General features: G+C 62.5%; 12 protein-coding genes and 1 pseudogene. 8 read left to right on the top strand and 5 right to left on the bottom strand.

The genetic code is table 11. The annotated features are described in order from the left end of the window. Positions 1–235: 235 nt before the first annotated feature. Positions 236–3,199 (top strand): beta strand repeat-containing protein, encoded by a 2,964-nt coding sequence (locus J8I87_RS05945; RefSeq protein ID WP_209930512.1) that lies wholly within the window; start codon positions 236–238, stop codon positions 3,197–3,199. A 198-nt stretch (positions 3,200–3,397) separates the two neighbouring features. On the opposite strand, the gene J8I87_RS05940 is transcribed toward J8I87_RS05945, so the two are convergent. Then, positions 3,398–3,586 carry a hypothetical protein gene (locus J8I87_RS05940; RefSeq protein WP_209930511.1) on the bottom strand — a complete coding sequence of 63 codons (189 nt, stop codon included), beginning with the start codon at positions 3,584–3,586 and terminating at the stop codon, positions 3,398–3,400. A 979-nt stretch (positions 3,587–4,565) separates the two neighbouring features. On the opposite strand from J8I87_RS05940, the pseudogene J8I87_RS05935 reads away from it, so the two are divergent. After that, a pseudogene (locus J8I87_RS05935) lies at positions 4,566–4,880 on the top strand (helix-turn-helix domain-containing protein); the annotation flags it as partial. Between the two features lie 297 nt (positions 4,881–5,177). Here the strand turns inward: J8I87_RS05935 and J8I87_RS05930 are convergent. Further along, a complete protein-coding gene (locus J8I87_RS05930; protein ID WP_209930510.1) occupies positions 5,178–6,083 on the bottom strand; it encodes a dihydrodipicolinate synthase family protein in 906 nt (301 codons plus the stop codon). A 358-nt stretch (positions 6,084–6,441) separates the two neighbouring features. Here J8I87_RS05930 and J8I87_RS05925 point away from each other — a divergent pair, with 358 nt between their 5' ends. From J8I87_RS05925 to J8I87_RS05900, 6 genes are all read left to right on the top strand, one after another. Continuing rightward, on the top strand, positions 6,442–7,407 hold the full coding sequence (locus tag J8I87_RS05925) for a 4-hydroxyproline epimerase (protein ID WP_209930509.1): 966 nt from the start codon (positions 6,442–6,444) through the stop codon (positions 7,405–7,407). Beyond that, a complete protein-coding gene (locus J8I87_RS05920) occupies positions 7,404–8,531 on the top strand; it encodes an NAD(P)/FAD-dependent oxidoreductase (protein WP_209930508.1) in 1,128 nt (375 codons plus the stop codon). The genes J8I87_RS05925 and J8I87_RS05920 overlap by 4 nt, the downstream gene beginning before the upstream one ends. After that, a complete protein-coding gene (locus tag J8I87_RS05915; RefSeq protein ID WP_209930507.1) occupies positions 8,524–8,796 on the top strand; it encodes a (2Fe-2S)-binding protein in 273 nt (90 codons plus the stop codon). The genes J8I87_RS05920 and J8I87_RS05915 overlap by 8 nt, the downstream gene beginning before the upstream one ends. Further along, complete coding sequence (locus tag J8I87_RS05910) at positions 8,793–10,085, top strand: FAD-dependent oxidoreductase (protein ID WP_209930506.1); 1,293 nt, start codon at positions 8,793–8,795, stop codon at positions 10,083–10,085. Before J8I87_RS05915 ends, J8I87_RS05910 begins: the two co-directional genes overlap by 4 nt. Before the next feature lie 191 nt (positions 10,086–10,276). Continuing rightward, positions 10,277–11,053, top strand: a complete 777-nt coding sequence (locus J8I87_RS05905; RefSeq protein WP_209930505.1) for an AraC family transcriptional regulator — start codon at positions 10,277–10,279, stop codon at positions 11,051–11,053. Between the two features lie 99 nt (positions 11,054–11,152). Further along, positions 11,153–11,488: a hypothetical protein gene (locus J8I87_RS05900; RefSeq protein WP_209930504.1), complete on the top strand. Its 336-nt coding sequence runs from the start codon at positions 11,153–11,155 to the stop codon at positions 11,486–11,488. A gap of 26 nt (positions 11,489–11,514) precedes the next feature. Here J8I87_RS05900 and J8I87_RS05895 read toward each other — a convergent pair whose 3' ends face one another. From J8I87_RS05895 to J8I87_RS05885, 3 genes are all read right to left on the bottom strand, one after another. After that, complete coding sequence (locus J8I87_RS05895; RefSeq protein WP_245253722.1) at positions 11,515–11,829, bottom strand: hypothetical protein; 315 nt, start codon at positions 11,827–11,829, stop codon at positions 11,515–11,517. Positions 11,830–11,979: 150 nt separating this feature from the next. Beyond that, positions 11,980–12,318 carry a hypothetical protein gene (locus J8I87_RS05890; protein ID WP_209930503.1) on the bottom strand — a complete coding sequence of 113 codons (339 nt, stop codon included), beginning with the start codon at positions 12,316–12,318 and terminating at the stop codon, positions 11,980–11,982. Positions 12,319–12,590: 272 nt separating this feature from the next. Next, complete coding sequence (locus tag J8I87_RS05885; protein ID WP_209930502.1) at positions 12,591–13,280, bottom strand: TetR family transcriptional regulator; 690 nt, start codon at positions 13,278–13,280, stop codon at positions 12,591–12,593. Positions 13,281–13,376: the final 96 nt, after the last annotated feature.

Genomic DNA, 13,376 nt, shown 5'->3' with positions numbered 1-13,376 from the left:
CGCTGGCAACTCGCGCCGGCTACGCGCTTTGCGTGTTCACGATCCTTTTCAATCGCGCAGTTCTATAGCCAACATTTCGACGTCACTATTTGAAGCTTTGTGAGCACCATCACAATACGTCGCTGAAAGTCATCCGAAAATGCGTTCGCGTTTGATGTTGAGGGGCGTACTAAAGCGCAGGGGCCCCAACAGTTGATGGCGCAAACACGTGTATAAATAATTTTGGAGCTTATAAATGGCCGCAGCACAATATTACGAACAGATTCAGAAGGCATACATCGCCTACTATGGCCGTCCGGCTGATCCGGCAGGCCAGGACTACTGGGCGACGCAACTGGACAAGGCAGGTGGCAACCTGAACGTCATCATCAACGCGTTCGGCAATTCGGCTGAATCGACGCACCTCTATGGTGGTTCGAACACGGCCGCTCAAGTCAACGCGATCTATCAAACGCTGTTCGGCCGTGATGCGGACTCGGCAGGTCTGAGCTTCTACGTTCAAGGCATCAACAACGGCACGTTCTCGCTGGCTTCGGTTGCCCTGAACATTTACAACGGCGCGACGGGCAACGACGCAACGGAACTCTCAGCAAAGCTGTCGTACGCTGATGCGTTCACGGCTGCAATCGGCCAATCGACGGCTGCTCAAGTTGCGTACTCGGGCGATGCCGCATCGAACAACGCACGTGCAGCACTGGCGGAAGTGGTTGACACGGCCTCGGAAGCCACTGCCTCGGCAAAGCTGCCGGCGACCGTCGGTAACATCGGAAATGGTACGGTTGGTCAGACGGTCACGCTCACGACCGGTGTAGACGGCGTCAATGTGACCGGCGGCAATGCGGTCATCAACGCATTGCTCGCAACCAACGACAGCACGCTCAACGCTTTTGACAGCATCAAGGCGCAAGGTGCGAACAACACGCTGAATATTGTTGATCAAGGCGTAGGCGCACTTCCCGTGATTACGGTGAGCGGTGTTCAGACGGTTAATGTTCAATCCACCATCGGCGAAACGATCGATGCTAGCGGCTGGACTGGCCTGACCGCCCTGAACATTGCAACGTCAAAGGGTTCCGACGTTGTCACGGCTGCAGCGACGACGGCGGTAACGGTGAACGATAGCGTTGGCGCGGGCAATACTGTCGTTGTGAACGGTGGCTCGACGGTCACGATTCACGACACGGTCGCTGCAGCTGCTGCCGCCGGTCAAGTTTCGGTCAACGGTGTTGCAGGTACGACGTCGGTTTCGGTTGCGCAAACGCTCGGCGCAGCTGCAACGGCTGGAAAGGTGGTGGTCACTGACGCGAACGAATCCGGTGCCGCGAACACCACGAAGGCTGACACCATTTCGACGGTGTCCCTGGATGGTTATGGCGCAGGCTCGAAGATCCTCAGTAATGCACTGACGAACCTGACGCTGGCGAACTCCGCAGTGGACGTGACGGTGACGGACAACCTGGCCAAGCCGACTGCAACGACGCTGAACCTGACGGTCAACAACTTGGCAACTGGCGCGTCACTGGTCGATACGAACGACGAAATCACCACGCTGAACGTCACGACGACGGGTAAGGATTCCGAACTCGCTGTCACTGATTCCGGCCTGAAGACTCTGGCGGTGAGCGGCACGAACGTGCTGACGTTCGACGCTACGGTTAACTCGCTGAAGAACGTGACCGTTTCGGGTTCGGCTGGCCTGTCGGCCAACCTGTCGGGTGATACGAACCTGGCCGATGTCAACGCGTCGGCTACGTCCGGTAACAACACGGTCAACCTGGGAAGCGTCGCTGCGACGTATGAGGGTGGTTCTGGGGCAGACGTTGTCACGTTGAGCGCAATCCCGACCGTTGCTATCGACGGCGGCGCAGGCGTGAACACGCTGGCACTGGACAGCATCGCTGACCTGTCGACCCTGACGGCCACGGCTTTGGCGCATGCAACGAACTTCCAAGTGCTGGAACTGACTGGCGCCGTGGGCGCAACGAACGGCACGCTGGACCTGTCGGCACTGCCGTCGAGCTTCAATTCGAGCATTGTTATCGACGCGACGAGCGCTAACAATCTGACGTTGAACAAGGCTGCGGCTACGACGTCGCTCACCTATGGTTCGGACTTGACCGAAAACGTCACCGTCAATCTGAAGGCCGCGGGCTCGGCTGACGTTCTGAACCTGACCTTGGGCACTGCAAAGTCGACTGCTCTGCTGGATGCTAGCGGCAAGCTGACGACGGCTGATGGCTTCGAAACGGTCAACGTGGCGACACTGGGTGATACCACGGGTGGTGCATTCACCGACAAGCTGGCACTGCATGACACCGGCGCGACGAAGCTCGTCGTTAGCGGTGCGGCAGGTCTGGATCTGTCGGTCGGTAGCACGCTGGGTTCGCTGACCTCTATTGATTCCACTGGTGTCGCTTCGGGCGAGCTGGTCAAGATTGGCGCTGGTGCTACGTCCGCAAGCGGCGCATCGGTCAACGTCGGGGCGGCTGACTTCACCTTCTCGGGCAACGCGGATGCAACGCACACCGACTCGATCACCGCTAGCGACGGCGTGCTGTCCATCACGGGCAGCGCCGGTACGACGGTGGTGACCGCTGGAAACGGCGCGGCTGATAGCGTCAATCTGTCGGCTTCGAATCTCAACAACAGCGTGACGCTGGGCAATGGCGCAGGTGATGTTGTGACGGCTGGCAATGGCAACAACACGATCGTCGTGGGCAATGGCGCAGCTGATGTCGTGACGGTTGGCAACGGCAACAACACCATCACGGTCGGCAACGGCGGCGATACCATCACTGTTGGCTCGGGCCTCAACGTGGTGAACGGCGGTACCGGCAACGACACTCTTATCATCAGCAGTGCGAACACGAACGGCAACATCTACACCACGTTCAATGGCGCACATGCAGGCGATACGATCCAGTTTGGTACTGCCGTCGCTCCTGCAGCGCTTGCCAACGCTGGTACTGTTGCTCTTGCATCGACCGCTGCGTTCACGGACTTCCTCAACGCCGCTGCTGCCAAGGCAGGTGCTGCCGCCACGGCGGATGCTGCTGCGAGCGAAGTCGCATCGTTCCAGTACCAGGGCAACACGTATGTCGTTCACGCTGCCGCCGGTGACACTGGCTTCTCGGGGACGGACACTGTTGTCAAGTTGACCGGTACGGTTGACCTGAGCCACATCCACTTCCAAGCGTAAAACAGCGGCTAGTCTAGTATTTCTCTAGCTGGCGAAGGCCGGGGCCAAAAGCCCCGGCTTTTTTACTTCCGGTTCGACTGATCAGCTCTACGCGATCGCTCGGCTTTCGCGGGATGCACCGGAAACTATCGTACTTCCGCCGTTCCTTGCGAAGAAAACAGGTGCGATCGCAGCGTTGCGTGCATGAAATCCGAGGCATCAATCACGGGCGCTGAGAAAAGCCAGTTTTGCCCAGGCAAACGCTTCCGGTCCGATCCGCTCCAGCGAGCAGCCTGTGTACGCGCAAAAATGCTCGAAGTCTTCGAGCGCTGTGTGTCCGAGTTCGTTCGGCTTGAGCGGGCGACTCAGTATGCCGGCCAAAATCTCGTCGGGATCTCCAAAGCTCATAGTCACCTCCGCGGTGGCCTGTAGCGAGCATTACTCGGACCCGATTCATCATCTGAACCGATCGCTCGGACCCAGAATACGCAGCCGTACTCGCCATCAGCTTGCACTTGAACCTGATCGTTACGCAAGCAAACCGAGTGCGTCGTTCCTGCCATGTCTCCGCCCCAATGCTCGCATTCGCGGCATGGATGTTTCGTCCCGTACGCGTCGCTGAGCCCCATTTTGGCACCTGTATATCCATACAGTATCGATGCTACACCGATCCGGAAATTTCCGTCTAATACCTAGACAGGGAAGTCCGCTGTAAGCGGGTTTTGGCTGCGCGATTTTTAAGCGGGCATTAGACAGACTATCTGTATCGCTAACAGTTAAGCGTCTCGCGGGCGAGTGAAGCCCCGCATGGGGTGCAGGGATGCTGGTCCCGCAGAGTCGCTCTGAATCAGGTTAAATATCGCCATCGATCTCAGAACACGCCTATGAAACGGAAACTCAACGGCCAGAGCCGCGCACAATTGCTGTGTCACATGGTCGTGTCACAGCTAATCGCATGCGCCAAGACGGGCCAATGGTTACGGACCGATCACTTTGTCGAGTCGCAGCGGATTTGGCTCGCCGGGAACGGCGCGTCAATGGACTGGATCGAAGGCGCGCGTTTGCGGCGTGTGTCTGTCGACCTTGCAGCTTCAATATGGGCAGTCGAGCCACTGCGGGGCGCTGACGATCTCGCACTCCTGTTCGATCACGGATGGCAGTTAGATTACCGATCTCCCATCGTGCGTGGCATATACGACATCTGCGTCGCCCGATTGGCGACTTGGCTCTATGAAGAATAGGCGTGCGACCTGTGTTCAAAACCCTACGTAAGTTCTTGATTTCACTAGGGCGTGATAGGAGGTTTTCGCACCTGAAATTCAACGCAGGAACAACACGTAAGGAATTGATTATTTGCTGTTTTTTGCCGTTCTTGAGGCTCTAACACTTCGATACGCGCCGCCAGCTTGTCACGCTGCGCGGCACGCCGGTGCAGCTGTCGGGCACGCAGTATCGGCTGGCGTCGCTGTTCTTTTCGAACATTGGCCGCGTGCTGTCGCGCGATCACATCTTCGCGATGGTCTGGGGCCGCGAATTTCGCGAAGTGACGCGCACGATCGACAGCCATGTGTCGCGTCTGCGCCTTTTACTGCAGATCGAGCCGCACAACGATTTCCGTCTGCAGCCTGTGTACAAGAGCGGGTATCGGCTGTTGCATTTGCGCAGTGAGGAAACCGTTGTGACGCATGCGCAGGCAGCGTGATCGCGCTCGGGCATTGTGAGTGTTTCAAGCGGCGACTTCTGTCGCCGCTTGCTTTTTGTGCTCCGTTTTTTCTCCGCCGGATCTTTTGCCTGCGCGGGGTGTTGGTTACCGCACGCCGGCAAAATTGAGAACTGTGGCATTTTTGTAACGGTTTATTGCATGTCGCGCAAGGTCTTCGGTAGCATCTTGGCTCCCGAGGTTGAGACATCCCCCGCTTCGGGTGCGTGTTGACGGCCCGCCTGGCTTCGTGTGAAGACGGCGGGTTCTTTTTTGTGCTTTTCGAATCTTCGCCTGCGCTTACAGCGCGGGCAGTGCCGGACGCGTTTCGAGCGCGTGACGGATCAGCGTTTCGACAGCCTTGCGTTCATTGCCGGCAAGCGGCAGGCGCGGCGGGCGCACCGGCTCCGTGCCCAAACCGACAATCGCCTCCGCGAGCTTGATGTTCTGCACGAGTTTCGGCGAAACATCGAGCGCCAGCAACGGCGCGAACCAGCGATAGATCGCACGCGCTTCTTCCAGCCGACCCGCCTTTAGCAACCTGTAGATCGCGACTGTCTCGTGCGGGAACGCGCACACGAGACCCGCCACCCAGCCGTGCGCGCCCATCAGCACGGCTTCCATCGCGAGGTTGTCGACGCCGCACAGAATCGCATAGCGGTCGCCGACTGCATTGATCAGATCCGTCACCCGGCGCACGTCGCCGCACGACTCCTTGATCGCGACGATCTTTTTCTCATCGGCGATCTCGGCGAACATCGCCGGCGTCATGTCGACGCCATACGCGAGCGGATTGTTGTAAATCATCAGCGGCAGCGGGCTCGCGTCGGCGACCATGCGGAAGTGATTCAGCGTTTCGCGCTCGTCCGACAGATAACGCAGGCCCGGCAGCACCATATAGCCCGCTGCGCCGCGCTTCGCGCCCGCTTCGGCCTGGCGGCAGCCGTCTAGCGTGCTGTTCTCGGCGATCGTCAGCAGCACGGGCACACGTCCGCGCGATGCCTCGACGGCCACGTCGAGCACCTGCAGCTTTTCATCGAGTGAAAGGGTGGACGCTTCGCCGAGCGAGCCGCAAACGATGATGCCGTCGACGCCCGCGTCGATCTGCGCCTCGACGTGCTTGTTGGTCGCCGCGCGGTCTATGCTGAAATCCGCGTTGAACTTGGTGGTGACTGCTGGCCATACGCCTTCCCAGATATGCGCCACGACTGCTCTCCTGAAAGTTATGAGTCGAGTGCAGTGTAAGCAGGGAATATTCGGGTGTCTTGCGCGAATCGCGCGTCGTGCGTGACGATTTCGGCACAGTCGCTGTGCGAAAGTGAGTCATGTTTTACGATGCTTTCAATGGATTGCACGCATGTCGCCCGGCGCGGGATGCTCATCCAGGCTTCGGCGCTGTCTGCTCGCCGGTGCGCCAGGCATGCTATTGGTCCAATGCACGTCCAGTTCGCCGACGGTATGAAACCAGATGTATGCACGCGCGATCCGCGTTCTCCGGGTTATGCCGAAATCGTCACAATCCACGCGCAGCCGCTTCAAGACTGCGCCGCCCCGCGTTTCTACCATGAGCGACATGAAAACCTTGAACGTGATCGATTCGCACACGGGCGGTGAGCCAACCCGTCTCGTCGTGTCCGGCGGCCCCGATCTGGGCGGCGGCACCCTCGCGCAACGGCTCGGCGTGTTTCGCGCGCGCTTCGACGACTGGCGCGCGGGCATCGTCACCGAGCCGCGCGGCTCCGATGTCGTGGTCGGTGCCCTGTTGTGCGAGCCCGATCATAAAGGGTGCGCGGCGGGCGTGATTTTCTTCAACAACGTCGGCTATCTGGGCATGTGCGGGCACGGCACGATCGGTCTTGTCGTTTCGCTCGCGCATATGGGACGCATCGGACCAGGCCGGCACGCGATCGACACGCCCGTCGGCATCGTCGAGGCGACGCTCAACGACGACCTAAGCGTGTCCGTGCGCAACGTGCCCGCCTACCGCCATCGCAAGGACGTAACCGTCGACGTGCCCGGCGCAGGCCCGTTGACGGGCGATATCGCGTGGGGCGGCAACTGGTTCTTCCTCGTCGCGGATCATGGCCGCACGCTGGACGCATCGAACATTGCCGAACTCACGGCCTTCAGCTCGGCGATCCGCGATGCGCTGATCGCGTCGGGCGTGACAGGCGCGAACGGCGCGTTGATCGATCACATCGAGCTGTTCGGTCCCGGTTCGCGCGAAGGCATCGACAGCCGCAGCTTCGTGCTTTGTCCGGGCAACGCATACGACCGCTCGCCGTGCGGCACGGGAACGAGCGCGAAGGTCGCGTGCCTGGCCGCCGACGGCAAGCTCGCGGCGGGCGAGCTCTGGCGGCAGGAGAGCATCATCGGCAGCGTGTTCGACGCGAGCTACGCCGAAGGCGGCGAGCAGGACGGCGTTCGGACCGTTATCCCGACCATCACGGGACACGCGCACATCATGGCCGAAAGCCGTCTGTGCTTCGACGGCCGCGATCCGTTCGCGTGGGGCATCCGCACGGTATGACGGCGGATGTCGTGATCGTCGGCGCGGGTATCGTCGGCGCGGCGTGCGCGGCGGAGCTCGCGGCGCGCGGCCTGCGCGTGACGGTGCTCGACGCGCACGGCATCGGCGGCGGCGCGACGGCGGCGGGCATGGGGCACATCGTCGTGATGAACGATTCGCCGGCGGAATTTGCGCTGAGCCGTTATTCGCGCGAGCTGTGGATCGAGCTTGCGCCGCAGCTGCGCACGCGCGATGCGTTCGCGCGCTGCGGCACGCTTTGGGTCGCGGCCGACACCGAAGAACTCGACGCCGCGCGCGCGATGCACGCGGCGTTCGCGGCGCAGGGCGTCAGTGCGGCACTGCTCGATGCGCGCGCTCTGTACGATTGCGAGCCGTCGCTCGCGCCGGGCATGGCGGGCGGCTTGCTCGTCGAGCACGACAGCATCGTGTACGCGCCCGCCGTCGCGCAATGGCTGCTGACGCAATCGCCGGGCGCCGCGCGGATCGACGTGCGGTTGCGCGCGCAAGCCATCGCCGTCGACGCGGCTCGCGTCACGCTGGCGGACGGCGAGTGCATCGGCGGCGCGCATGTCGTCGTCGCGAACGGATTGCAGGCAGCGGCGCTCGTGCCAAGCTTGCCTTTGCAGCCGAAGAAAGGTCATCTGCTGATCACGGACCGCTATCCCAGCTTCATTCGTCATCAACTGCTCGAGCTTGGCTACATCAGGAGCGCGCATCACGCGACGGGCACGTCGGTCGCTTTCAACGCGCAGCCGCGCCCGACGGGACAACTGCTGATCGGCTCGTCGCGTCAGTTCGACACCATCGATGCCGCCGTCGAAATGCCCGTGCTCGCGCGAATGCTGCAGCGTGCGGCACGCTATCTGCCCGCACTGCCGACGCTCAACGGCATCCGTGCATGGACGGGTTTTCGCGCCGCATCGGCTGACGGCTTGCCGCTGATCGGTCCCGCGAGCGGTGCATCGCCGCGCGTATGGCTCGCCGTCGGCCACGAAGGGTTGGGCGTGACGACGTCGCTCGGCACCGCGCAACTGCTCGCCGCGCAGATCACGCAGACGGAGGCTGCCATCGCCATCGATCCATTCCTGCCCGCGCGCTTCGAACTGGGAGCGTGCCATGTCTGACGCGCTTCGTTCGCGGGTTCGCGTGGTGATCGACGGCGAGCCCGTCGATATCGAACAAGGCGCGACGATCGCCGCCGCGCTCGCGATCTGCGGCGCGAGCGCACGCGGCACGCGTGCATCCGTCAGCAACGAGCCGCGCGCCGCGTTCTGCGGGATGGGCGTGTGCCACGAATGCCGCGTGACGGTCGATGGGCGCGCGCATGTGCTCGCCTGTCAGACGCTATGCAGCGACGGCCAGAACATCCGCACGACGAGGCCGCGATGAACGGCGAATGGTTTGACATCGTCGTCGCGGGCGCGGGACCGGCGGGCCTCGCGGCTGCCTGCGTGGCCGCGCAGGAGGGCGCGCGCGTCGCCGTGCTCGACGACAATCCGCGCGCGGGCGGCCAGATATGGCGCAACGGACCGGTGCATCCACCCGCTGCCGCGCTCGCCGCGCAGTTACAGGCAATCGGCGCGCGCGGCAACGTCACGCTCGCGCTATCGACCCGCATCGTCGCGTCGCTCGACGAACGCCGTCTGCTGATCGAATCGGCGCAACGCGGCGGCGCGCGCATCGGCTACCGCCGGCTGATTCTCGCGACGGGCGCGCGCGAACTGCTGCTGCCGTTCGAAGGCTGGACGCTGCCCGGCGTGACGGGCGCAGGCGGCTTGCAGGCGTTGATCAAAGGCGGCGTGCCCGTGCGCGGCGAGCGCGTCGTGATAGCGGGCAGCGGTCCGCTGTTGCTCGCGTCGCTCGCGACGGCGCGCGCGGCGGGCGCGCAAGTTGTCGCCGTGGTGGAGCAGGCGGCTTGGATGGCCGTGCTGCGCTTTGGCCTGTCGCTCGCCGCCACGCCCGCGAAGCTCGTGCAGGCCGCGCAGTTGACGCGTGGCTTCGCCGGGCTTGCCTGGCTGACGTCGAGCGTCGTGCGCGCGGCACAGGGCAATGGACGCGTCGAGCGCGCTGTCATCGAACGTGCGGACGGACGTATCGAGTCGATAGATTGCGAACGCATCGCTTGCGGCTATGGGCTCGTGCCGAACGCGACGCTTGCCCACACGCTGGGTTGCGCGACGCGTGACGACGGCGCAATCGTCGTCGACGACGCGCAACGCACGACCGTCGATGACGTGTTTGCTGCGGGCGAATGCACAGGCGTCGGCGGGATGGAGCTCGCGCAGGTGGAAGGTCGCATTGCGGGACTTCGCGCGCTGGGGATCGAGCGCGACGCTCGCATCGATGCGCTGGTCAGCGAGCGCGAGCACTGGCGGCGTTTCGCAACGCGCGTCGAAACGGCCTTCGCGTTGCGCGGCCTTGCGCGCCGGTTGCCCGCGGACGATACGCTGCTGTGCCGCTGCGAAGACGTGTCCGTCGGCGAGGTTCGCGCGCATGCTTGCTGGCGCGATGCGAAGCTGCACACGCGTTGCGGCATGGGCGCATGTCAGGGGCGTATCTGCGGCGGCGCGGTGCAGGCCCTGTTCGGCTGGGACATTGCGCAAGGCCGCCCGCCCATCAGTCCCGCGCAGATCGGCACGCTGATGCTCGCTGACGATACAGCGACGGACGCCGGCTGACGCGCCGCGCCGCACGGAAAGTGCCCGCGCCGGATGCACGCATCGACGGTCATCGGGTCGTCTGTTCCCACGCCGCGCGGCGCCACGCGTTTTATTCGCGCGGATCGTGCCGCCCCTATAATCGTTCAGCCCCGCGAGCGCTCGCCGGGCAACCTTCACCTGCGTCGCCGCTCATGCACGGAACCCGCACGATGAACACGTTCGCACATACGCTCGACGCGCTCGATCCGGGCGAGACGTCGCTTGCCGGAATGCTCTCGCATTTCGCGCTGCTCGAACCCGTCTTCGACGCGATGCCCGACATCGTGTTCTTCGTGAAGGACGCGCAGGCGCGCTATGCGCTCGTCAATCGCACGCTCGTGTCGCGCTGCGGATTCAAGGACAAAGAAAAGCTGCTCGGCAAGACGGCCGAAGAGGTTTTTCCGAGCCGTTTCGGCCGTATCTATACGGCGCAGGACAAGGCCGTGATTCATGTCGGCAACCAGATGGTCGATCAGCTCGAACTGCATCTGTATCCCGGAAGACAGCCGGGCTGGTGCCTCACCTGCAAGCAGCCGCTGCGCGATGCGACGGGGCGCGTGGTCGGTCTTGCCGGCATCTCGCGGGATCTGCGCGCCGACGAGAGCAGCCATCCCGCGTATAGCCGGCTCGCGACGGTCGTCCAGTATCTGCAAGAGAACTACGTGCAGCCGCTGAATCTCAAACAGCTTGCCGCGATGGCGGATATGTCGGTGGCGCAGCTCGAAAGGTACTTCCATAAGGTGTTTCACCTGACGCCACGCCAGGTGCTGCTGAAGACACGCCTCGACGCGGCGACAGCGCTGCTCGTGTCGCACGACAAGGTCACGGATGTCGCCGCGCTGTGCGGCTATACGGATCACAGCGCGTTCACGCGGCAGTTCAAGGCGACCGTCGGTGTGACGCCGACCGAATACCGGATGCTGTTGCACGGAACATCGCGCAACTAACTGTCAGTCCCGCGCTGCGCCCGCGCCGCATGGCCAACGCGGCATGCAGCCGGGCGATGACTGGAATCACCGATCAGAGCCGGAAAAGACCGGAAAAAGATGTCCGCTCGCCGCGAAAAATTTCGCTATTACGTGTATGTGGTCGCGCTCGACGATACCGTCTGGAACGAGGCGCGCTTCAGACGCGCGAATCCTGACTATCGCTTCGAACGTTCGTGCGTGTATGTGGGGATGACGGGACTGGACCCGGATCTGCGCTTCGACCGTCACAAGGCAGGCATCCAGTCGAACCGCTATGTGCGCGACTACGGCTTGCGGCTGATGCCGGAACTGTACGAAGTGTTCAACCCGATGCCGTATGAAGGCGCGCGCGACATGGAAGTCGAACTGGCGATCGGCTTGCGTGAAGCCGGCTATGCCGTATGGCAGGCATGAGCCGCGGCGCGCTGGGCGGCTGACGCTTACTTGATGCCCAATCCGCGTAAAACCGCGTTGCCTTCGGGCGTTAGACGAATGTGCGATTCGCCCGCATCCGAAGCGATGGCTTCCACGAGGCCGGCTTCCTGCAACATCGGAATTTCGGGCTTGGCAAACGCGGTAATGGGCGCGTGCAACAGCAGCAGCAGCGTGGCGAGTTCATGCGGGCTCAGGAGCCGGCGCAGAATGGTCGTTCTTTTCGGCGGCGCTGCCGGATTGGCGGCAGCCTGCGCAGGTGCGGCCGGACTTTCGGCAGCGATGCGCTTGGTCAGGTCGTTGCGGTCGTTGTAGTAATCCATCCAGGGCACCTTGGGCGGAACGCGGGTCAGTGTCGAAGACGAATCATCGCGGCCAAGACTTAAATGACTCTTAAGTCGGACCGCTGGTCTTTCCGCATGGTGAAAGAGTTATTTCAAGCAGTTACACCGCCAGCGCCGCCCGTCGCTGCGTCAGGGCGCGCATTCCTTGCTCGCGACTTCGATCCACAGGTTCGACGTAGTGCGCTTGCCCGCGTAGTAGCGGAACGTCGTGCCGCCGTTGTCGGCGCGGACCTTCACGATATTGGAGTCGCCGAAATCGAGCATTTGGCCTTGGGGAATCGGCGTGGCCTTGACGGCGTTCTCGTGCTTCGCCGCTGCCTGCGTCATGCACTGGACGACGTCGTTGACGGGGCGATTCGTCATGTTGTCCTTCATCGGATCGCCGGCGTCCGGATTGTGCGACGCCTGATATTGCGCGCAGGCGGCGAGAAACAGCGGAATCGACAGGGTGACGGTCAGCTTCTTCATAAGTCTCCTTTGTGTGGGCGGCTGCGGCGTGGCGGCATGGCCGCCCGCGTGCGGAATGCCGCGAAAACATGCTGGAAATTATATCGGCGCAACGCATGTGCCCGGATTTTCGGCCGCGGCGCGCGCGTTGGCGGCGCGTTCGGCCCAGCTGATTCCGCACCATCTGGTTACTGCTTCGCATGACCTGGCGCCGGAAACAAGGCACGAAACAGCGCCTCGGCGTGGAAGAAGGAGAGCTAACTGGATCGTACAAACTAGCGGAAGCCGAATCGCTAGGCCTGCCGCCTCACAAATCTCAACGTCGCGTCGACGATCATCGCGCGATGGCGCGTGCGCAGCCTCGCATGCGACGGATCGCGTCCGAATGCCGTGCCGAACGTATGCCGGTTCGCGATCCGGTGAAAGCACAGCGAGCTGATCAGCAGATGCAGATCGATCGCGTCGATGTCCTCGCGGAAATCGCCCGACGCGATGCCGCGCGCGAGCAGATCTTCGATCGTGTGAATCACGCTTGAGTTGCGGCTCTTGAAGGTCTTCACCTGCTCGATGTACTTCGCGCCGTGAATGTTCTCGATGGTCACGAGACGCACGAAGTCGCGATGCTTGTCGTGATAGTCGAACGTAAACTCGACGAGACTGCGCAAGCCCTCGACAGGGTCCATGTTGGTGATCTGCAGGTCCTGTTCGAGCGAACGGATGTCGCCATACACCTTTTCGAGCACGGCCTCGTACAACCCTTCCTTGCTGCCGAAGTAGTAGTAGAGCATGCGCTTCGTGGTGTTGGTGCGCTCGGCGATTGCATCGACGCGCGCTCCCGCGAGCCCCATCGACGAAAACTCCTGCGTGGCCACCTCGAGGATGTTGCGCCTGGTTTCTTCGGGATCGTATTTGCGCCGCGGTTCGCCGGAGTGGGTGGGATTGTCGACAGGCTCGGGCGTGGTAGCTCGGCTTCCCTTTTTCATTGTGTGTTCCGGCGGCGATGACGATTCATTCTAGCATGTCGAAACCGCCAGCCCGCGCGGCCTGGCGGCTTGCGCACGAGCGCCGCGGCAGGCTCG

Origin of the sequence: Paraburkholderia sp. LEh10, from assembly GCF_017814945.1 — a bacterium.
In the GTDB taxonomy this organism is placed as follows: domain Bacteria; phylum Pseudomonadota; class Gammaproteobacteria; order Burkholderiales; family Burkholderiaceae; genus Paraburkholderia.
Note: the sequence above shows the minus strand (reverse complement) of the source record. Positions and strands in the feature narration are given on the sequence as shown.

Bases quoted from the DNA above. Each gene is read 5' to 3' on its own strand.
- J8I87_RS05900 (WP_209930504.1), top strand. From the start codon at position 11,153: ATGTCCGCTCGCCGCGAAAAATTTCGCTATTACGTGTATGTGGTCGCG.
- J8I87_RS05940 (WP_209930511.1), bottom strand. From the start codon at position 3,586: ATGAGCTTTGGAGATCCCGACGAGATTTTGGCCGGCATACTGAGTCGC.
- J8I87_RS05885 (WP_209930502.1), bottom strand. From the start codon at position 13,280: ATGAAAAAGGGAAGCCGAGCTACCACGCCCGAGCCTGTCGACAATCCC.
- J8I87_RS05895 (WP_245253722.1), bottom strand. From the start codon at position 11,829: ATGGATTACTACAACGACCGCAACGACCTGACCAAGCGCATCGCTGCC.
- J8I87_RS05910 (WP_209930506.1), top strand. From the start codon at position 8,793: ATGAACGGCGAATGGTTTGACATCGTCGTCGCGGGCGCGGGACCGGCG.
- J8I87_RS05920 (WP_209930508.1), top strand. From the start codon at position 7,404: ATGACGGCGGATGTCGTGATCGTCGGCGCGGGTATCGTCGGCGCGGCG.
- J8I87_RS05945 (WP_209930512.1), top strand. From the start codon at position 236: ATGGCCGCAGCACAATATTACGAACAGATTCAGAAGGCATACATCGCC.
- J8I87_RS05905 (WP_209930505.1), top strand. From the start codon at position 10,277: ATGAACACGTTCGCACATACGCTCGACGCGCTCGATCCGGGCGAGACG.
- J8I87_RS05890 (WP_209930503.1), bottom strand. From the start codon at position 12,318: ATGAAGAAGCTGACCGTCACCCTGTCGATTCCGCTGTTTCTCGCCGCC.
- J8I87_RS05925 (WP_209930509.1), top strand. From the start codon at position 6,442: ATGAGCGACATGAAAACCTTGAACGTGATCGATTCGCACACGGGCGGT.
- J8I87_RS05915 (WP_209930507.1), top strand. From the start codon at position 8,524: ATGTCTGACGCGCTTCGTTCGCGGGTTCGCGTGGTGATCGACGGCGAG.